Source organism: Citrobacter amalonaticus (genome assembly GCF_037053465.1).
GTDB classification, from domain to species: domain Bacteria; phylum Pseudomonadota; class Gammaproteobacteria; order Enterobacterales; family Enterobacteriaceae; genus Citrobacter_A; species Citrobacter_A amalonaticus_H.
This window is the reverse complement of the sequence record NZ_JBALIF010000003.1, coordinates 451000-471055: the sequence shown is the minus strand read 5'-3', so window position 1 is coordinate 471055 and position 20056 is coordinate 451000. Positions and strand designations below refer to the sequence as shown.

The 20056-nt window shown below is 51.6% G+C and carries 19 protein-coding genes and 6 tRNA genes; 10 read left to right on the top strand and 15 right to left on the bottom strand.

Annotated elements, in window-relative coordinates; genetic code table 11:
• From WB371_RS07775 to WB371_RS07750, 6 genes are all read right to left on the bottom strand, one after another.
• A partial coding sequence (locus WB371_RS07775) for a DUF6531 domain-containing protein (RefSeq protein ID WP_336219490.1) occupies positions 1 to 235 on the bottom strand: 235 nt, incomplete at its 3' end.
• A gap of 202 nt (positions 236 to 437) precedes the next feature.
• Complete coding sequence (locus WB371_RS07770) at positions 438 to 731, bottom strand: hypothetical protein (protein WP_336219489.1); 294 nt, start codon at positions 729 to 731, stop codon at positions 438 to 440.
• 355 nt (positions 732 to 1086) lie between these two features.
• Positions 1087 to 1162: transfer RNA gene (locus tag WB371_RS07765), tRNA-Lys, on the bottom strand.
• 4 nt (positions 1163 to 1166) lie between these two features.
• Positions 1167 to 1242: transfer RNA gene (locus tag WB371_RS07760), tRNA-Val, on the bottom strand.
• A gap of 41 nt (positions 1243 to 1283) precedes the next feature.
• A tRNA-Val gene (locus tag WB371_RS07755) sits at positions 1284 to 1359 on the bottom strand.
• A 44-nt stretch (positions 1360 to 1403) separates the two neighbouring features.
• Positions 1404 to 1479, bottom strand: a tRNA-Val gene (locus WB371_RS07750).
• A gap of 258 nt (positions 1480 to 1737) precedes the next feature.
• Here WB371_RS07750 and gltX point away from each other — a divergent pair.
• Positions 1738 to 3153 (top strand): glutamate--tRNA ligase, encoded by a 1416-nt coding sequence (gene gltX, locus WB371_RS07745; RefSeq protein WP_336219488.1) that lies wholly within the window; start codon positions 1738 to 1740, stop codon positions 3151 to 3153.
• A gap of 58 nt (positions 3154 to 3211) precedes the next feature.
• Here gltX and WB371_RS07740 read toward each other — a convergent pair whose 3' ends face one another.
• Positions 3212 to 3604, bottom strand: a complete 393-nt coding sequence (locus tag WB371_RS07740; RefSeq protein WP_336219487.1) for a MerR family transcriptional regulator — start codon at positions 3602 to 3604, stop codon at positions 3212 to 3214.
• A 1-nt stretch (position 3605) separates the two neighbouring features.
• Positions 3606 to 3968 (bottom strand): YfeC-like transcriptional regulator, encoded by a 363-nt coding sequence (locus tag WB371_RS07735; protein WP_336219486.1) that lies wholly within the window; start codon positions 3966 to 3968, stop codon positions 3606 to 3608.
• Positions 3969 to 4189: 221 nt separating this feature from the next.
• On the opposite strand from WB371_RS07735, the gene WB371_RS07730 reads away from it, so the two are divergent.
• The 3 genes from WB371_RS07730 to WB371_RS07720 all read left to right on the top strand — a co-directional run bounded on the left by WB371_RS07730 (position 4190) and on the right by WB371_RS07720 (position 6765).
• Positions 4190 to 4265 (top strand) — tRNA-Ala (locus tag WB371_RS07730).
• Between the two features lie 38 nt (positions 4266 to 4303).
• A tRNA-Ala gene (locus tag WB371_RS07725) sits at positions 4304 to 4379 on the top strand.
• Between the two features lie 196 nt (positions 4380 to 4575).
• Positions 4576 to 6765 carry a sensor domain-containing phosphodiesterase gene (locus tag WB371_RS07720; RefSeq protein ID WP_336219485.1) on the top strand — a complete coding sequence of 730 codons (2190 nt, stop codon included), beginning with the start codon at positions 4576 to 4578 and terminating at the stop codon, positions 6763 to 6765.
• Positions 6766 to 6821: 56 nt separating this feature from the next.
• On the opposite strand, the gene nupC is transcribed toward WB371_RS07720, so the two are convergent.
• Entirely contained in the window at positions 6822 to 8024 is a 1203-nt protein-coding gene (gene nupC, locus WB371_RS07715) for a nucleoside permease NupC (RefSeq protein ID WP_336219484.1), read from the bottom strand.
• Positions 8025 to 8302: 278 nt separating this feature from the next.
• Between nupC and WB371_RS23775 the strand changes: the two genes are divergently transcribed.
• Positions 8303 to 8386, top strand: coding sequence for a hypothetical protein (locus WB371_RS23775; protein ID WP_420704031.1), 84 nt, complete (start codon positions 8303 to 8305; stop codon positions 8384 to 8386).
• Positions 8367 to 9605, top strand: a complete 1239-nt coding sequence (locus WB371_RS07710) for an Nramp family divalent metal transporter (protein ID WP_336219483.1) — start codon at positions 8367 to 8369, stop codon at positions 9603 to 9605. Before WB371_RS23775 ends, WB371_RS07710 begins: the two co-directional genes overlap by 20 nt.
• A 39-nt stretch (positions 9606 to 9644) precedes the next feature.
• On the opposite strand, the gene ypeC is transcribed toward WB371_RS07710, so the two are convergent.
• Positions 9645 to 9971: a DUF2502 domain-containing protein YpeC gene (gene ypeC / locus WB371_RS07705; protein WP_336219482.1), complete on the bottom strand. Its 327-nt coding sequence runs from the start codon at positions 9969 to 9971 to the stop codon at positions 9645 to 9647.
• A 124-nt stretch (positions 9972 to 10095) separates the two neighbouring features.
• Positions 10096 to 11094 carry an L-glyceraldehyde 3-phosphate reductase gene (gene mgrA / locus WB371_RS07700; protein WP_336219481.1) on the bottom strand — a complete coding sequence of 333 codons (999 nt, stop codon included), beginning with the start codon at positions 11092 to 11094 and terminating at the stop codon, positions 10096 to 10098.
• Positions 11095 to 11275: 181 nt separating this feature from the next.
• Here mgrA and WB371_RS07695 point away from each other — a divergent pair, with 181 nt between their 5' ends.
• Positions 11276 to 12934: an alpha-keto acid decarboxylase family protein gene (locus tag WB371_RS07695; RefSeq protein ID WP_336219480.1), complete on the top strand. Its 1659-nt coding sequence runs from the start codon at positions 11276 to 11278 to the stop codon at positions 12932 to 12934.
• Here the strand turns inward: WB371_RS07695 and WB371_RS07690 are convergent.
• A complete protein-coding gene (locus WB371_RS07690) occupies positions 12931 to 14163 on the bottom strand; it encodes an ion channel protein (protein WP_336219479.1) in 1233 nt (410 codons plus the stop codon). The two genes, WB371_RS07695 and WB371_RS07690, sit on opposite strands and share 4 nt — an antisense overlap.
• A gap of 205 nt (positions 14164 to 14368) precedes the next feature.
• On the opposite strand from WB371_RS07690, the gene glk reads away from it, so the two are divergent.
• Both glk and WB371_RS07680 read left to right on the top strand, forming a co-directional pair.
• Positions 14369 to 15334 (top strand): glucokinase, encoded by a 966-nt coding sequence (gene glk, locus WB371_RS07685; protein ID WP_336219478.1) that lies wholly within the window; start codon positions 14369 to 14371, stop codon positions 15332 to 15334.
• Between the two features lie 160 nt (positions 15335 to 15494).
• Positions 15495 to 16034, top strand: a complete 540-nt coding sequence (locus WB371_RS07680; protein ID WP_336219477.1) for a DUF2058 domain-containing protein — start codon at positions 15495 to 15497, stop codon at positions 16032 to 16034.
• A gap of 7 nt (positions 16035 to 16041) precedes the next feature.
• On the opposite strand, the gene WB371_RS07675 is transcribed toward WB371_RS07680, so the two are convergent.
• Positions 16042 to 16740, bottom strand: a complete 699-nt coding sequence (locus tag WB371_RS07675) for an RluA family pseudouridine synthase (protein ID WP_336219476.1) — start codon at positions 16738 to 16740, stop codon at positions 16042 to 16044.
• A 189-nt stretch (positions 16741 to 16929) separates the two neighbouring features.
• Here WB371_RS07675 and WB371_RS07670 point away from each other — a divergent pair, with 189 nt between their 5' ends.
• Positions 16930 to 17412, top strand: coding sequence for a cold shock domain-containing protein (locus WB371_RS07670; protein ID WP_336219475.1), 483 nt, complete (start codon positions 16930 to 16932; stop codon positions 17410 to 17412).
• Between the two features lie 51 nt (positions 17413 to 17463).
• Here the strand turns inward: WB371_RS07670 and WB371_RS07665 are convergent, their stop codons facing one another.
• Both WB371_RS07665 and WB371_RS07660 read right to left on the bottom strand, forming a co-directional pair.
• Complete coding sequence (locus tag WB371_RS07665; RefSeq protein ID WP_336219474.1) at positions 17464 to 18198, bottom strand: LytTR family DNA-binding domain-containing protein; 735 nt, start codon at positions 18196 to 18198, stop codon at positions 17464 to 17466.
• Between the two features lie 14 nt (positions 18199 to 18212).
• Positions 18213 to 19910 carry a sensor histidine kinase gene (locus tag WB371_RS07660; RefSeq protein WP_336219473.1) on the bottom strand — a complete coding sequence of 566 codons (1698 nt, stop codon included), beginning with the start codon at positions 19908 to 19910 and terminating at the stop codon, positions 18213 to 18215.
• Between the last annotated feature and the right edge of the window lie 146 nt (positions 19911 to 20056).

The window sequence follows — 20056 nt, the reverse complement described above, 5'->3', positions numbered from 1 at the left end:
TGGAATAACTGCGGCTGATAACGAAGGGCATGGGACCGGGCAGCGCGACATCCACTTCACCGGGTAAGACTTTGGCACCAAGGACGGGGTTAACCGGGTCGCCTTCGGTGACGCCGCCGGGACATACGGAGCAGGCGATGCCGCCCTGGCTGCCGATCAGCACGGTACGTGAACCCTGCACAATCTGACCATTCGCCACGCCGTCGCTTATCCGGCTCGCGGGTTTTCCACTCATGGCTCAATTCCTTTTATTGTGGTGCATCTGTCCATAGCTGAATGTGCAGGGGGAAATAATAAACACCGTTATTGAATAATAACGGATACTCTTTTTCATAATTTACTTTTTTGATAAATATCAACGAATAAGATTAACAAGCAGAATATTCAGTAAGAATTAACAGAATGCCCGGATATATATTTTAAGGGCAGATAGATGTTTATTTAATATTCATGAGGTCATTGTGTTTAATCTGCGAGATTATGATATTGATATTCAGTGCTGCCATCGAGTTTGCGGTAAAACGACCTGCTGTTTTTCTCGGTCGTTGTATCGGTTGACTACGCTTAACCCTGTCGGGAGAGGCATACTGTGAATACTCACTCGGTAGCTTAAGCTGCACCAGTACCGTCAATGCCTGTGGTGACAGCGATACCTGGTGCTCGCGTTTCATCTTCATTTTTTCTGCCGGAATGGCCCATAACCGTTTATTAGTATCAATCTCACGCCACATCGTTCCAGCAGACCTGTATTAATGGCGAACTTCATGACTTCATTAATTCGTTGTGTCAGCCGTTTCGTTCAGCTTCCACTTGCTCTCGTTTTGTCGGAACGATGCCTTTTACCAGCAAGGAAAGCTGCTCGGCGTATAATGCGCGCGTTAGTAAGTGACATAGGGGGTAATGTCACCTGGGTGAGGGCGCCTTTTTACATTGGTGGGTCGTGCAGGATGACTCGCTTCGCTCGCCCTTCGGGCCGTCGCCGCCAGCGGCTCCGTTGTATCACTGCGTTCGACACAACCTGCTGCAGGTTCGAATCGTTAATTTCTGCGCATAGCAAAAAGGCGCCTTTAGGGCGCCTTTTTACATTGGTGGGTCGTGCAGGATTCGAACCTGCGACCAATTGATTAAAAGTCAACTGCTCTACCAACTGAGCTAACGACCCGAAGTGGTGGGTGATGACGGGATCGAACCGCCGACCCCCTCCTTGTAAGGGAGGTGCTCTCCCAGCTGAGCTAATCACCCACTTCGGTACTTCATAATAAGAAATTTAGCTGGTGAGAAAGTGGTGGGTGATGACGGGATCGAACCGCCGACCCCCTCCTTGTAAGGGAGGTGCTCTCCCAGCTGAGCTAATCACCCACTTCTCAATTTCTTATCTACACGGCGGAGACTACAAAAGTAGTTGGTGGGTGATGACGGGATCGAACCGCCGACCCCCTCCTTGTAAGGGAGGTGCTCTCCCAGCTGAGCTAATCACCCCCGCTGTGTGGAGTCGCATTATAGGGAGAGTTGAAAATGAGTCAACGCATTTTCTAAAGAAATCGTTCGTTCGTCGTAAATTTAAACAAAACGATCGTCAAACGGTCTCTGGCGCATGATTTCTAAACAAAAACGTCTTAGCGCGGCGTTTCCCGGGCAACAACATTGAGGATTTACCTCACAGTGATAGAATACCGCCCATCCAAATTGTCCCGGATTTGCCGGTTGTCGGCATCTTTATCAACGTAAGGCCATTTCATGAAAATCAAAACTCGCTTCGCGCCAAGCCCGACAGGCTATTTGCACGTCGGTGGTGCGCGCACTGCTCTCTATTCCTGGCTTTTTGCACGTAATCACGGCGGTGAGTTTGTGCTGCGTATTGAAGACACCGATCTTGAACGTTCCACGCCGGAAGCGATTGAAGCCATTATGGACGGTATGAATTGGCTGAGTCTGGAATGGGATGAAGGTCCGTACTACCAGACTAAGCGTTTTGATCGCTATAACGCGGTGATTGATGAGATGCTGGAAGCCGGTACAGCCTATAAATGCTACTGCTCTAAAGAGCGTCTGGATGCATTGCGTGAAGAGCAGATGGCGAAGGGCGAGAAGCCGCGTTACGACGGTCGCTGCCGTCATGGTCATGAACATCACGCCGACGATGAGCCTTGCGTGGTCCGTTTTGCCAACCCGCAGGAAGGGTCTGTCATTTTTGACGACCAGATCCGTGGGCCAATCGAATTCAGCAACCAGGAGCTGGACGATCTGATTATCCGTCGCACCGACGGTTCACCAACCTACAATTTCTGTGTCGTGGTGGATGACTGGGATATGGAAATCACCCACGTGATTCGTGGTGAAGATCATATCAACAACACGCCGCGTCAGATTAACATCCTGAAAGCGCTGAATGCACCGGTGCCGGTTTATGCGCACGTTTCCATGATCAATGGCGACGATGGCAAAAAACTGTCTAAACGTCATGGTGCGGTGAGCGTTATGCAATATCGTGACGACGGTTATCTGCCGGAAGCATTGCTGAACTACCTGGTGCGTCTGGGCTGGTCCAGCGGCGATCAGGAGATCTTTACCCGTGAAGAGATGATTAAACTGTTCTCTCTGAGCGCCGTCAGCAAATCCGCCAGTGCATTTAATACCGAAAAGTTGCAGTGGCTGAACCACCACTATATCAATGCGCTGGCACCGGAATATGTGGCGACGCATCTGCAGTGGCATATCGAGCAGGAAAATATCGATACCCGCAATGGTCCACAACTGGCTGAACTGGTGAAACTGCTGGGTGAGCGCTGCAAGACACTGAAAGAGATGGCGCAGAGCTGCCGTTACTTCTACGAAGACTTTGCTGAGTTTGACGCTGAGGCTGCGAAGAAACATCTGCGTCCGGTTGCGCGTCAGCCGCTTGAGGTTGTGCGCGATAAACTGGCTGCCATCACCGAGTGGAGCGCTGAAAACGTACATCAGGCGATTCAGGCGACGGCCGATGAGCTGGAAGTTGGCATGGGGAAAGTCGGTATGCCATTGCGTGTCGCGGTAACCGGTGCGGGACAATCTCCTGGCTTAGACGTGACGGTTCATGCGATTGGTAAAACGCGTAGCATTGAACGTATCAACAAAGCGCTGGCATTTATTGCTGAGCGGGAAGCGCAGCAATAAAATAAGCTATTGCAGGATTAACAGAATGGCAGGGGAGACCCTGCCTTTTTTATGCGCGTTATTCGGACTCGTCCAGACCAAGGCGCGCAAGGAAACCGCGAATGCCTTCTCGCGAAAGAAACAGGGCTAATTTCTCTTGCTCTGCCGGGGACATATTTTCAACGGCATCCATAATTTGTCGAAATGCATGACTGCGTGCGACGGGGTTGTATTCGGCAAGTGATTCTTCTGCCTGATAAAATGCAGAATGATGACGAAACGCCGGGATGTTCAGAATAAATTCCCGAACGCGCGCATCCACATGAACCAGCCTTGCCCGACCACCTTTAACGCCTGGAAATTTCTCTGTTTCCCATTTTTGCTCGCGGATCCAGCGATTCACGGTTTGTTTGGCGACCCCGAGACATTCTGCCAGCTCTTCGGTGGTCATTTTACTGTGTAATCTTTTCATATTATTTGCTGTCGCGAATCCCTAAACGCTGTAACAAACCAGTAATCCCTTCCCGCAAAAGCAAGGAGGTGAAGTTTTTTTGTTCCGCCGGCGTCATTTCTTTCACCAGTTTGATCAATAAGGCCTCCAGAGAGGCCTCTCCCGCTGATGAGAAGGCGTCAGATGCCCCTTCTGCTGAGCGCTCTGCGCTGCGGATATATTCACGAACCTGTTCGTTGACATGCACCAGACGCGCTTTACCACCCTGGACGCCGGGTTTTGGCGATGTCGCCCAGCCCTCTTTACGTACCCATTTATTGATGGTCTGGCGGCTATAACCCGTCAGATTGGCGAGTTCTTCTGGCGTCATCCGTTCCTTGAACATAACGATTCCCTGAATGGTCGTGTGGTTAATTAGCGGTTCATTTTATAGCACCATTTTAGTAGAAACCGTGACGTGTTTAACTACTGAATGCGAGTTGTTACGCAATGTTCTTCATTTGTCTGCTTTTTCAGCGATTAGAATTGGCGTTTTCATTTTGCCGTTGACACGTGCGAAGGGAATTCATATGATGCGGCCCGTCTACTCGACAAGCTTTACGTTATGGGGCTATAGCTCAGCTGGGAGAGCGCTTGCATGGCATGCAAGAGGTCAGCGGTTCGATCCCGCTTAGCTCCACCAAAATTGAACCCAACAGTTTTGGTACGTAAAGGTCTCGTGGGGCTATAGCTCAGCTGGGAGAGCGCTTGCATGGCATGCAAGAGGTCAGCGGTTCGATCCCGCTTAGCTCCACCACATTCTGAACCCTCGCTGTAAAGCGGGGGTTTTTTTATCTCTGCATTCCTTCTGGTTTTGTAATACAGTTTCTGGTAAGCCAGACAATTTTCCGGAATTTTACCTCTTTTTCTGGTGGGCATAAGTTTGCATTCGCAATGCGAATAAACTTATCATTTATGTGATTAATAATGCGTGCCATGAGAGCAGTCAATCCATGCCAGTCAAGCGTAACCTGATAAATAATATAAAAATATTCGCGCTTGCGATTGTTCTCTCCATTGTTGCTATCCAGTTATCACGCTATATTTCTCCTCTCGCTATCGTCGATTCCAGCTCGATTTATCTTTCATGGCTCCCGTTGTGCGTCCTGCTGTCGGTGATGTTGATTTTTGGCTGGCGCGGCATTCTGCCTGTTGTGATGAGTTTATATCTGACCAATCACTGGAATCTTCATCTGCCGTTTACGCAGGGTGTTGTCTTGCTCTTTTGTCAGATGTTTGCCGTGCTGGGAACATGCACGCTCGTTCGTTGGCATCTGGGGCCGCGCTGGCGCGTCGGATTGCCCAATCGAAATATCTGGCGTCGGGTGATGTGGTTTGGCTTTGTCACTCCGGTTGGCATGAAAATTAGCATGTATCTCGCCGGACACTATTTTGCCTTTCCGGTGGCAATCTCAACGTTCTTTAGCGCGACAGCAGCGGTTGTTATGATTGTGGATGTTCTGAGTTTGATCTCCGCAGCGCTCATCTTCACCATGCTGTTTTACTACCCGATGCGGATGGTCGTGAACCCTCGCTATGCCCGTACGTTCTGGCGCCGGGATATCGCCCCTTGTTTTGAAAAGAATAAGCGGTTATTTACTTTCTGCTGGCTGGCCTGTATTTCTGCCCTGATTGCCACAATGTGCTTTCCGCTGGAGAATGAATATATTGCCGGATATCTGGTTCCTGTTTTTTTCATTATTTTTACGACCGGCGTGGGTAAACTTACCTATCCCTTTTTGAATCTAAGTTGGGCTGTTACAACACTGTTTCTGCTGACCTACAACCGTAACTTTTTGCAGGGCGTGGAGTCAGAGTATTCTCTGGCATTCATTCTGTCTGTGCTCGTCTCATTCAGCATTTGCCTGCTCTATATGACACGTATTTACCAGCGAAGTGAGTGGCTTAACCGCCGTTGGCATTTGCAGGCGCTTACCGACCCCTTAACCCGTTTACCTAACCTGCGTGCGCTGGAACAATTCCTGCATAAAGATACCGGGCAGAATGTCTGCTGTCTGCGGCTGGATAACCTCGAGTTTCTCAGCCGTCATTACGGTATGTTGATGCGCGTTCATTGCAAACGTACAGTCCATCGTATGCTACAACCACTGATGAACGAGAATGAAAAAGTCTTCCAGCTTCCGGGCAGTGAGTTATTGCTGGTGCTCAGCGGGCCAGAGACCGATGCCCGTTTGCAGCATATGCTCGATTTACTGAACAGTCGCAAAATTTACTGGAACAATACCGGTCTCGATATGGGATATGGCGCGTCCTGGGGAAACTGGGATGGTAAACAAGAGACGTTGCAGCCTTTGCTGGGACAGCTCAGTTGGCTGGCGGAACAATCCTGCACGCATCATCGTGTGCTGGCATTGTCGCATAGCCAGGAAGTAGCGACAGGCCAGACGACCGAGCGCGTTCTGCTGCTCAATAAAATTCGTAAAGCGCTCGATGGTGGCGATCTCCTGCTTTATGCGCAGCCTATCCGCGACGCGAACGGGAAAGGCTATGATGAAATTCTCGCACGGCTGAAAAGCGATGATGGCATCATGACCCCGGATCAGTTCATTCCGCTGATTGCGCAGTTCAACCTCAGTGCGCGCTTTGATCTGCAGGTTGTTGAAGCCTTACTAAACTGGTTGTCTGCCCATCCTTCAGCCGATCCTGGACCCCGTTTTTCAGTCAACTTAATGCCGCTGACGTTGCTCCAGAAAGACACGGCATCGCACATTATTCGCTTGTTTAGCCGCTATGGTATTGCGCCTGAGACGGTCATTATTGAAATCACCGAAGAACAGGCATTTTCCAACTCGGAAGCCAGCGTGCAGAATATCGAACAACTGCACAAATCCGGCTTCAGGATTGCCATTGACGATTTTGGAACCGGATATGCCAACTACGAGCGGCTGAAACGCCTGCAGGCGGACATCATCAAAATTGATGGTGTCTTTGTGAAAGACATTTTGACTGACTCGCTGGATGCGATGATCGTGAAGTCGATAACTGACCTGGCTAAAGCGAAGTCACTCAGCGTGGTGGCGGAATATGTAGAAATGCCTGCGCAACGGGATTTGTTACTGAGTCTGGGGGTCAACTATCTACAGGGATACCTGATTGGGCGACCGCAGCCGCTGGAAGATTAACGGGCATAAAAAAACCGGAGAACGCACTCTCCGGTTTTTTGTACTTCAGCGCAGCCTTACAGAACCAGTGCTGCGATAGACGCAGACAGCACGCTAACCAGCGTTGAACCGTAAACCAGCTTCAGACCAAAGCGAGATACCACGTTGCCTTGCTCTTCATTCAGACCTTTAATCGCACCTGCGATGATGCCGATAGAGGAAAAGTTCGCGAAGGATACCAGGAAGACAGAGATAATACCTTCCGCACGCGGTGAGAGCGTAGAGGCAATTTTCTGCAGATCCATCATCGCAACGAATTCATTGGAAACCAGTTTGGTTGCCATGATACTGCCCACCTGCAGCGCTTCATTTGACGGTACACCCATAACCCATGCGACCGGATAGAAGATGTAACCCAGAATGCCCTGGAAGGAGATGCTGTAGCCGAACCAGCCCGTTACGGTAGCAAACAGGGCGTTCAGCGCAGCGATCAGCGCGATAAAGCCAATCAGCATTGCCGCAACAATAATTGCCACTTTAAAGCCCGCCAGAATGTATTCCCCCAGCATTTCGAAGAAGCTCTGGCCTTCGTGCAGGTTAGACATCTGGATATTCTCTTCGCTGGCGTCAACGCGGTATGGGTTGATCAGCGACAGAACGATAAAGGTGCTGAACATGTTCAGAACCAGCGCCGCTACGACGTATTTTGGCTCCAGCATCGTCATGTACGCGCCGACGATAGACATGGAAACGGTGGACATTGCTGTCGCCGCCATGGTGTACATGCGGTTGCGGGACATTTTTCCGAGAATGTCTTTATAGGCGATAAAGTTCTCGGACTGACCGAGAATCAAGGAACTGACGGCGTTAAACGATTCCAGTTTACCCATTCCGTTGACTTTCGATAACAGGAAGCCAATGGCGCGAATGATGACTGGCAGCACACGAATATGCTGAAGGATACCGATCAGCGCGGAGATGAAGACGATTGGGCACAGAACTTTCAGGAAGAAGAAAGCCAGACCCTGATCGTTCATGCTGCCGAAGACGAAGTTCGTCCCTTCATTAGCGAACCCGAGCAGTTTTTCAAACAGTTCAGAGAAGCCCTTAACGAAGCCAAGGCCGACGTTAGAGTTCAGGAAGAACCAGGCCAATAACACTTCGATAACAAGTAATTGAATGACATAACGAATGCGAATTTTTTTGCGGTCACTGCTGACAAGCAATGCGAGGATCGCAACAACGGCAAGTGCCAGTACAAAATGAAGGACGCGGTCCATATTTGCTCCAAATATGAGGCAGGTTTAATTTCTGTGCACATTCTATGTAACGGATACAAAGAAAACGAGATCAAACACACACTATAATCAGGACCTGTGACGAGATTCAAAAATAGTGATCCGCCATACACTTCTGTGATGTTTAGTATGGAAGTGAAAAGTTACATTGTTGTGCTAATCTAATAACAATTGTCATACATGCTGAGCGCATTGTCAGTCGTCAATTTATTCATTGTTCCCGCCTATCAGAGAAATCACTACTACCCCATTTCACGTACTTGATAACAATTCTCATTAGGCATAGCATAAAACATAGCAAAGGCTATATTTCCGAGGCAGAAAATGACAAGCGATCGCGTTGAGAGTAGCAGTGGAAGGGCAGCGCGCAAGTTAAGGCTTGCATTAATGGGACCTGCGTTCATCGCGGCTATCGGTTATATCGACCCGGGTAACTTTGCGACGAATATCCAGGCCGGGGCCAGTTTTGGCTATAAATTGCTGTGGGTGGTGGTCTGGGCAAACCTGATGGCGATGCTGATCCAGATATTGTCGGCCAAGCTCGGTATTGCCACGGGCAAAAACCTGGCAGAACAAATCCGCGATCATTATCCGCGCCCGGTGGTCTGGTTCTACTGGGTACAGGCGGAAATTATCGCGATGGCGACCGATCTGGCGGAATTCATTGGCGCCGCGATAGGCTTCAAGCTGATTCTTGGCGTCTCGCTTTTACAGGGCGCGGTGCTGACCGGGATCGCCACGTTTTTGATTTTGATGCTTCAGCGGCGTGGACAAAAACCGCTGGAAAAAGTGATCGGTGGACTGCTGCTGTTCGTTGCGATGGCTTATATTGTTGAGTTGATTTTTTCCCAGCCTAACTTTGCGCAGTTGAGCAAAGGCATGATGATTCCCAGCTTGCCCAACTCTGAAGCGGTGTTTCTCGCTGCCGGAGTGCTGGGGGCGACCATTATGCCGCATGTGATTTATCTGCATTCTTCCTTAACGCAACATCTGCATGGCGGAACCCGTCAGCAGCGGTATGCGGCAACGAAGTGGGACGTGGCGATTGCCATGACCATTGCGGGATTTGTCAATCTGGCGATGATGGCGACAGCGGCCGCCGCATTTCACTTCAGCGGTCACACCGGCGTTGCCGATTTGGATCAGGCTTATCTGACGCTTGAACCGTTATTGAGCCATGCGGCGGCAACGGTCTTTGGTCTGAGTCTGGTCGCCGCCGGGTTGTCATCAACGGTTGTAGGTACACTGGCGGGACAGGTGGTGATGCAGGGGTTCGTGCGCTTCCATATTCCATTGTGGGTACGCCGGACTATCACGATGATGCCCTCTTTTATTGTTATTCTGCTTGGTCTTGATCCGACACGTATCCTGGTGATGAGTCAGGTGCTATTGAGCTTTGGTATCGCTCTGGCGCTGGTGCCGCTGTTGATTTTCACCAGTGACAGCAAGCTGATGGGCGATCTGGTGAATACCCGCTGGGTGAAACAGACTGGATGGATGATTGTAGTGCTGGTGGTGGCGCTGAATCTGTGGTTACTGATAGGGACCGCGCTGGGACTCTGAGTGAAAAACCGTGACCTGTTACAGGTCACGGTTTAAGTATTAATGACGGTGTTTATGACCTCGTCCCGGACCCCGGTGGTCATCGCGATCGCGCCAGCCTTCGCGGTATCCGCGCTCATAAGCGTTACGCTTATCCCAGCCACGGTGATAGCCATTATCATGTCGCCACCAGCGATCTTTACGCCATTCATAATTGCGATGCCAGTAGTCACGGTCACGCCAGTGTCCGCCGTCCCAGTAGTTACCGTAATTATCGCGATCGCCAATTTGTAATTTTATCGATGGCAACAGGGTGATTTCGTCCGCATTTGCGGCAAGCGGTGCAAAAGCCAGCAAGGCTGCCGCCAGAATCAGTGACCTGAACATTCTTTATCTCCTTCACGATCGAAGCCGTAATCGGCCTGTTAACGCAATATTACGGGGACGTAAAGCTCCATTTCATCGCCTTAACTCTTAAATCATGAGTGAGAGCACGAATTGCTAAAAACGTTTAAGGCGTGCTGTTCAGGATGTTATCAATATCGGCGCATTCTTCTGCTGTGAAGTGACGGTTTGCCAGCATCCCTGCAGCGTCTTCAATTTGCGCCGTTTTACTGGCACCGACCAACACTGACGTGACGTTATCATTACGCAACACCCACGCGAGCGCCATCTGCGACAGTTTCTGCCCGCGTTTTTCAGCCAACGCATTCAACTGGCGGACTTTTTCCAGTTTCCCGGCGGTAAGTTGCTCCGGACTTAAAAAACGGCTCCCGCTGGCGGCCCGGGAATCGGCGGGGATCCCGTTCAGATAGCGATCGGTGAGTTGCCCTCCTGCAAGAGGTGAAAAGGCGATGCTGCCCACACCTTTTTCCTGCAATATTGCCAGCAATTCATTTTCCGCCCCGCGTTCAAACATTGAATATTTGGGTTGATGAATCAGACAAGGCGTCCCTAAATCATTCAGGATTTCAATCGCTTCGCGAGCGCGATCGGCCGGATAATTGGAGAGTCCGACGTACAATGCTTTTCCCTGACGCACGATGTGGTCCAGCGCCTTCATTGTCTCCGTAAGTGGGGTGTCGGGATCGGGACGATGGTGATAGAAAATATCAACATACTCCAGCCCCATCCGTTTCAGGCTCTGATCAAGACTGGCGATGAGATACTTGCGGGAACCCCAGTCACCGTAAGGGCCGTCCCACATGGTATAACCCGCTTTCGTGGAGATGATCAGTTCATCGCGCCACGGTAAAAAATCCTCCTGCAGGATCCGGCCGAAATTACGCTCTGCCGAGCCGGGAGGGGGACCGTAATTATTGGCGAGATCGAAGTGAGTGATCCCCAGGTCAAACGCGCGCTGTAGCAGGGCACGACTGTTTTCCACCAGGGTGGTGTCGCCAAAGTTATGCCACAGGCCAAGCGAAATTGTGGGCAGTTTCAGGCCACTCTGACCGCAGCGGCGATACGACATTCTCTGATAGCGATTTTCATCAGGCTGGTAAACCATAGTCTTCCCTCGCAGTGAATTTAGCTCTCAAGTGTATACGTTTACACTCGCCCTTTTTCAATGATATTTCCGTCCGTTGCGCTGTAAATTCTGCTTTCCACCCCCATCGTCGCGGCTTTCTGGACAGGCCCCACGGTTCTTCAATACTCAACATGAGGTTAACGTCAGAAGGATAGCTGTTATGCAAACCCCTTATACCGTCGCGGATTATCTGCTCGACAGAATCGCAGAGTGTGGCATTGAGCATCTGTTTGGCGTGCCGGGCGATTACAACCTGCAATTGCTTGATCAAGTGATTGGCCACCCCACAGTGCGTTGGGTTGGTTGTGCAAACGAGCTTAATGCCGCTTATGCCGCCGATGGCTATGCGCGAGTGGCAGGGGCAGGAGCACTTTTGACCACTTTCGGCGTAGGGGAACTGAGTGCGATAAACGGTATTGCGGGCAGCTATGCGGAGTATGTTCCCGTTCTGCATCTGGTTGGCGCGCCGTGCAGCGGCGCTCAGCGTCGTGGAGAATTGATGCACCACACGTTGGGTGATGGTGATTTCCAGCATTTTTACCGGATGAGCCAGCCAGTCTGTGCCGCCAGTGCCGTACTCGATGCGCAAAACGCCTGCCATGAAATCGATCGCGTACTGTGCTGTATGTTGACGGCTCATCGCCCCGGCTATCTGATGCTGCCTGCCGATGTAGCAAAATGTCCGGCTGTACCACCTTCACTGCCGCTTGATTTCACGATGCCTGAATCGCAGGAGGGTGTGGTGACAGCATTTCGTTATCACGCCCGACAACGGCTGATGAACAGCCCTCGGGTTGCGCTGTTGGCCGATTTTCTTGCCCAGCGTTTTGGCCTGCAACCCGTTCTCCAGCGCTGGATGGCAGAGACGCCGATGGCGCATGCCACGCTGCTAATGGGAAAGGGACTTTTTGACGAACAGCAACCCGGATTTGTCGGCACCTACAGCGGCGGAGCCAGCAGTGACGACGTTCGTCAGGCGATTGAGGAGGCGGATACCACGATTTGTGTAGGCACCCGATTTGTCGATACCCTGACCGCTGGCTTCACCCAACAACTGCTCCAGGAGCGTACGATTGAGGTTCAGCCCCATGCATCTCGCGTCGGGCGGATCTGGTTTAGTGGTTTATCGATGGAACAAGCGGTCACAACGCTACGGGAGTTATGTCTGGAACTTACTTTCGCGCCACCTCCCGTAAGGTCAGCGCCCCGCCAGCCACATGTGGACAGCGGCGCGCTGACGCAGGAAAACTTCTGGTATACCGTCCAACACGCTCTCGCCCCCGGCGATGTGATCGTCGCCGATCAAGGTACCGCGGCATTTGGGGCGGCATCGCTCTCACTGCCCACCGGGGCGGAACTGCTTGTTCAGCCGCTTTGGGGATCGATAGGGTATGCCTTGCCCGCGGCGTTTGGTGCGCAAATGGCAGCGCCCGGGCGTCGGGTGATCCTGATAACCGGTGACGGTGCAGCGCAACTGAGCGTTCAGGAGATAGGCTCCATGCTGCGTGACGAACAGACACCGATTATTCTGCTGCTCAACAACGACGGCTATACCGTGGAGCGCGCCATTCACGGGGAAAAGCAGCGCTACAACGATATTTCATCATGGAACTGGACCCAGATCCCGCCAGCATTCAGCCTGGCAGAACAGGCCGAATGCTGGCGGGTAACGCAGGCCATTCAGCTTAAGGAGGTACTTGCCCGGCTGACGTCTCCACAACGGCTTTCGCTGATTGAAGTGGTGCTGCCGAAAGCCGATTTACCTGCGCTGTTGCGGACAGTCACCCGGGCGCTGGAGTCGCGCAACCGTGGGGATTAATCGTCCCGGTTGGCTATCATCATCGGTTTCCCTGCCAGTAACAGCCACGCCGGAAGCATCACAATGCACAGTAGTGGCAGCAGAGTGGTATCCGGAACAACCACAGCCGCCATAAACAGACTCATCCAGCCATCGCGGGTCACCACCAGCATCAGACCCAGAATGGCGCAGGAAACGGTAATGGCGGCGGGAACAGCTTCCACGTGCGCATGCAGCATCAGGCCCAGAGCCACGGCGACGAAGACCGCCGGGAAAATCCGTCCGCCACGAAAACCGCTGGCGGCCGCAATGACCAGTGCGGCGAGCTTAATCACCGCTAACAGGAAGAAATCCGTAGTGCCCAATGTCTGGCTGGATGCGATTTGCTGCATTTCAGCCAGACCTTTAAATAGCGTAAGCGGCCCGCCCACAACACCGAGGATGCCTAAAAGAAAACCACCAATACCGGGAATCAGCACCGGGTTTTTCAGACGGTGTAATAGCGCGTGCATCCGGGGCAGACACCAGACCGCAACCATGCCTGCCGCAATGGCTATTGCGGCCACCACGGCTCCGCTCAAGATGTCCACTATACGCATCTGGGTATAGTGGGGGATGGGAAGTGAAAAATGAGGATGAAAGAAGAGGCTGGTGGTCAACGATCCTGCTGCCGCTGCCATTAGCGGTGCAAACAGGCGATCCCACAACGGTGTATCCTTAGAACCGCTCAGGGTCTGCGAAAAAATCAGCGCGGCGGCAACCGGGGTGCCAAACAGAGCGCCTATGGTGCCGGCAGAGGCCAGGATAGTCCAGTCGAGTGCGCCAATGCGCGGAAACAGGCGACGCCCCAGCGCAACGGCTATCGCAATATTCACCGCCATGATTGGATGTTCCGGACCGAGGCTAACCCCGCCCGCCAGGCCCAGCACCAGAGCGATAATCAGTCCAGGCAAGGCTATGGGGGAGATTGGCGCGCCGATCAGGGGTTCGGTCGCCGGGTCCGGACCGGCATGGCCAGGGCTGTAACGAATCACCAGCCCAACCAGAATCCCGGTCAGTGTCAGCGTGAATATAATCCAGACCGGTGAGTCGGCTGCGATTCCCAGACCGCCCGGTAAACGTTGCCAGAGGATGTTTTGCAGTATTGAGGCGAACTTCATCACCACAATCAGGACTAAACTTGAGGCGATGCCCAGTATCAGTGCCGGTAGCGACAATATCAACATGGTTCTGGCCCGCGGATGGAGCATGTTTTTTTCCTTAAACGTCGTATTTTGCGCTTAGTTTGCCGTCTCAGCCTGACGGCATCGCTGCAAATGGTGCTGAAACGATAAAGTTATTGTGTGACCGGGATCTATATTTTCAGGGGACTCGCTTTTCGGGCGTTGTCGTTAGGAGCCTCTGAATTTACAGTGTGGCAAAGACTTATTTTGACTTTAGCGGAGCAGTTGAAGAATGACAAAGTATGCTTTAGTGGGGGATGTCGGCGGCACCAATGCGCGTCTTGCTCTGTGTGATATCAACAGTGGCGAGATTTCGCAGGCCAAAACCTATTCGGGTCTGGATTATCCGAGCCTGGAAGCCGTTGTGCGTGTTTACCTCGATGAGCACAAGGCGAACGTTGAGGATGGATGTATCGCGATAGCCTGCCCGATTACGGGTGACTGGGTTGCGATGACGAACCATACGTGGGCCTTTTCTATTGCAGAGATGAAAAAAAATCTCGGCTTCAACCATCTGGAAATCATCAATGATTTCACTGCCGTATCGATGGCGATCCCGATGCTGAAAAAAGAGCATTTGATTCAGTTTGGCGGGACAGAACCGGTGGAAGGGAAACCCATCGCGGTATACGGCGCGGGGACCGGGCTTGGCGTGTCGCATCTGGTGCACGTTGATAAACGTTGGATAAGCCTGCCGGGTGAAGGCGGTCATGTGGATTTCGCGCCGAACAGTGAAGAGGAGGCAATTATCCTCGAAGTGCTGCGCGCTGAAATTGGTCACGTTTCCGCTGAACGCGTGTTATCGGGCCCGGGGCTGGTGAATTTGTACCGGGCGATTGTCAAATCAGACGGACGTTTGCCGGAAAACCTGCAACCGAAAGACATCACCGAACGGGCGCTGGCTGACAGTTGTATTGACTGCCGTCGCGCACTCTCACTGTTTTGCGTCATTATGGGACGTTTCGGCGGCGATCTGGCGTTAACGCTGGGCACGTTTGGTGGGGTCTATATTGCCGGCGGCATCGTGCCTCGCTTCCTTGAGTTCTTTAAAGCCTCCGGTTTTCGCGGTGGTTTTGAAGACAAAGGGCGTTTTAAAGCTTACGTTCAGGACATTCCGGTTTATCTGATCGTCCATGATAATCCCGGTTTGCTGGGCTCAGGTGCGCATTTGCGTCAGACATTAGGGCAGATTTTGTAAGTCCACAGCACAGCAGGAGAAAACCATGCATAACGGGGTTTTCTCCTGATTCACTCCCTGAGGCTCTTTTTTCTCCCGTTGTGTCAATCCCGCCAACTGGTATCACCTCAACCATTGCAGGTATAATCTCACCTATCATTCACCAGATTCAGAAGCGACGATGACAAAACTGACCTTACAAGAGCAGATGCTGAAAGCGGGCTTAGTGACCAGCAAAAAGATGGCTAAAGTCCAGAGAACGGCTAAAAAATCACGCGTGCAGGCTCGTGAGGCGAGGGAGGCTGTCGAAGAAAATAAAAAGGCGCAGCTTGAACGTGACAAGCAGCTCAGCGAACAGCAAAAGCAGGCGACGCTGGCAAAAGAATTTAAGGCGCAAGTGAAGCAACTGATTGAAATGAACCGAATCAACGTTGGAAAAGGCGATATTGGTTTTAATTTCACCGATAATAACGTTATCAAGAAAATCGAAGTGGATAAGCTGACTCAGACGCAACTGATCAACGGTCGTCTGGCGATTGCGCGTCTGGCCACCGAAAAAAGCGGTGAAAGTGAATACGCGATTATTCCCGCCAGCGTGGCTGATAAAATTGCACAACGCGATGCCGGCAGTATCGTATTACACAGTGCGTTGAGTCAGGAAGAACAGGATGAAGACGATCCGTATGCGGATTTCAAAGTGCCTGATGATTTGATGTGGTAAGAGACGTTCAGAACGGCGCCGCGTGATGAGCGTTAATCCACTCTCTGCTGACGGGGTGAACAATGCTGAGATTGCTTGCATGCAGCATCAGGCGCGGCGTCTGTTCTGTGCCGGGCAGCAGGCGACCGCCATACAGGTCGCAACCCAGAATCGGGTGCCCCATTAACTGGCAGTGAATGCGAAGCTGGTGGGTACGTCCGGTCTCTGGTGTAAGTTGTACCCGGGTTAATGGCAGTATTGTCCCGTCTTCACGTTCCCGGTAGAGGCGTTCAATTACCTGATAACGAGAGCGTGCCGGTTTGCCGCGCTGTGGGCAAATCGCCATCAGTGGAAATAATGCGGGATCTTTGGCAATCGGCGCGTCGACCACGCCCTCGTCGTTCTCCAGATGCCCACACAGTAGCGCAGTGTAAGCTTTGCTGACCGTGCGCTGGCTAAACTGCTGACAGAGCGCGGCATTCATCGCCTTGTTGCGGGCAACCACCATCAGGCCTGATGTGCCGAAATCCAGACGATGCACCAGCGTGCAGCCGGGAAATTGCCTGACCAGCCGGAAGTGGACCGAATCGAAATTTTGCGGGTTCTTTCCTGAAAGGCTGAGCAGCCCGGAGGGTTTATTGATCAGCACCAGATAATCGTCCTGATAGAGCGTCTCTATCTCGTCGTTACACGGCGGAGCAATAAACGTATCGTTGATTACAGACATCAGGCTACTCATAGTGAAGGTGGAGCGGATGATAACCTATTTTTCGCGGGTCAGTGAATAACGGGGGGATGACTTTACCTGTACACAACGGATATTTATCATCCAGACTGATAGTAAAGACATGGCCTGTGCGGGCATTGTGCATTACACTGCGCGCTGCAAAAAATTGAGTAGATTAACCAGACGGTAATGGCGATGAACGGAACAATCACAACGTGGTTTAAAGATAAAGGTTTTGGATTTATCAAAGATGAAAACGGCGAGAACCGCTATTTTCATGTGATTAAGGTTGCCAACCCTGAATTGCTCAAGAAGGACGCGGCGGTAACCTTTGAGCCGACGACCAATAATAAAGGCCTGTCAGCCTATGCCGTGAAGGTCATCCCGGACAGCAAATACATCTATATTGCAGGGGAGCGACTGAAGCTTACCTCGATAAAGTCTTTCGTGGTGTTCAGCGAAGAGGTTCCGGCAGATGCGCCAGTTGATAAAGAAAACGCGGTGCTGTCCGTGGGGCTATTGATGAACAGCATCAGACCGAAAACCGCGGCGACAGCGGGTGAAATGCGGACGGTAAAAAAACTGGCGATCACCACGTTTCAGGGGACAACGTTAATTTTCTCTGAAGATGAGATCGATATCGAGGCCACGGTCAAAATGCTCAAGGTCTGACACGCATCGAACGCATTCAGTACTGCCTTCAGGCAGTACTGAATTCACCCGCTATAAGTGCATTAACTGCCTGAACTCTTTCACCTTACTCCGGCTGACGGGGACTTCGAATTCCAGATCCTGCAGACGCAGAATATAGGTATTGTTGAACCACGGCTCAATTTCGCGAATCTTGTTCAGGTTCACGCAGAATGAGCGATGACAGCGGAAAAAATGCGAGGGCGGCAGTTTGTTACAAAACTCCGTAATATTAATCGGCATAACGTACGATTCCCGCCGCGTATACACAAACGTCATTTTTTCATGTGCTTCAGCGTAATAGATATCGTTGATCGGCGTGACGATGATCCGCTCATCCTTGACCAGGTTTATCGTGTCATTCTCCCGTGTGACTGGCCCCACAGATGAAATGCCGGACTGCTGTTGTTGCCAGGCAGCCTCCAGTTTTTGCAGCATTCCGACGATCCTGGATTCCTGATACGGTTTAAGAATGTAGTCGAAGGCTTCCAGTTCAAACGCTTCAACCGCATGATCTTTCCATGCGGTGATAAATACAATAAACGGCTTATGGGCGAACTGGCTGATGTTTTGCGCCAGCAGCACGCCGTCCAGTGACGGAATATTGATATCCAGAAAAATGGCGTCGACCCGGTTGTGCTGCAAAAACTTCAGCACATCCAGACCATCGTCAAACGTGCCGATAATCTCCATCTGGCTATGTTCTTTAATCAGCCAACTGAGTTCCTGTTGGGCGAGGAATTCATCTTCAACGATGATGACTTTCACGGTGTAGCTCCAGATTAAAGCAGTAACGTGGCGGGCGTGGTGGTCGCCGCTCGCTGGTTTGGCACATAAAACGCAATCTCAGTCCCAGGCTCCAGGCGGCGAATATGCAAACCGGCACCGTATAACAGCTTAACGCGGTGGTGGACGTTAAGCAGACCAATTTTGTTGCCAGGCATTTCGTTGGACTCTACGCGCGCAATGACGCTGGGATCGATGCCATGTCCGGTATCTCTTACGGCAATACGCACCCGGTTACCACATTCTGCGACGCTGATAGTCACCACGCCTTTTCCCTTACAGGGTTGAATACCGTGAACAATGGCGTTTTCCACCAGCGGTTGGATCAACAGGCTGGGAATAGAACAGCTAACCTCTTCATCAATGTCATAAATAACGGTGAGCTTGTCACCAAAACGGGCCTGCTCAATGGCGATGTAATCCTTGATTTGGTACAGCTCTTTTTTAATATCTATCTGTTCATCATCTTTCAGTTCAATGTTATAGCGCAGATAACGCGACAAATTAAAAATCAGTTGGCGGGCGGTGTCTGGATTAAGCCGAATGGATGACGAAATGGCGTTCAGCGCATTAAACAGGAAATGAGGATTGATTTTACTTTGTAGTGCGCGCAGCTCTGCCTTATTTGCCATCTCCCGTAGCTGCTCTGTACGGGAAACTTCGAGCTGGGTCGAGATAATCTGTGACAGCCCAACCGCCATTTCCTGCAATGACGACGTGATCTGATGGGCATGGCAGTAGTAAATCTTCAGCGTGCCGGTGACCACGCCTTTTTCCCATAGCGGGATGACCAGCATTGAGTGAAGCTCAGGCGTGCGGTGGGCTTCATCATTATTTTTAATGATGATTTTTCCGCAATTGATCGCCTGTTGGGTGGTTGGGCTAATGAAATCATCATGATTACGATAGTTCGCTTCCCCTACACCGACGTAAGCCAGCACATACTGAGTATTGGTAATCGCGACCGCATCCGCATGAATGTCATGGCGAATGATTTCGCAGATCTGGCGCAGCGATTCGCTGTTGACATGACGAAACAGGGGCAGAGTCTTGTTGGCGATATCCAGCGCCAGCTTGGCCTGGCGCGCAGCGCTTGCTTCTTTCTCACCCTCAACGCTTTGCACCAGCAGTACGATGAAGCCGATACAGACGCTACCGAGGATCATTGGAATACCAATCTTAGAGACGATATCCACACCCAGCGCGGTTGTCGGTGCCCAGACAACCACCAGAATCATGGTCAGCGTTTCACAGACCATGCCGCCCAGGATCCCGGCGCGCCAGTGCTGTGCTTTCGGGATCCGGCGATTAATCCAGCCCGAAAGGCAGCCCGCCAGGATACTGGTGATAAAGCAGGGGATCGCCGTAACGCCGCCGATGTCTATCAGATAACGGTGTGTGCCAGCAATCACGCCCGTGATAATGCCCACCCATGGGCCAAACAGGATCCCTCCGGACATCACGGCGATAATACGCACGTTCACCAGTGAACCTTCGACCGGTACGCCGGACCAGGTGCTGAACAGCGCAAACATCGAAAAAATCGCGGTGACGGCGAGCAGTTCTTTTGGCGTATGGGCTGAGTTATGCAACAGCTCGCGAAACAGGCGGATGCGGATGAGGAAGAACAGGCAGAAAAGCATCAGCGCTGCCCGATCAAATACAGCCAGCAGCATAGTAAATATTTCGTGCACGGGTGACTCTTGCCAAAAGGTTAAAGGCCTATGATAGGTAACCGCGGCACGGATGACCAGCTTGCTTCAACTGCGAGCCTAATGAGGAAAAACCATATTTTTAAAAGGGGATTGTGAGGCAATTGTTGTATTAACAATACATCTCA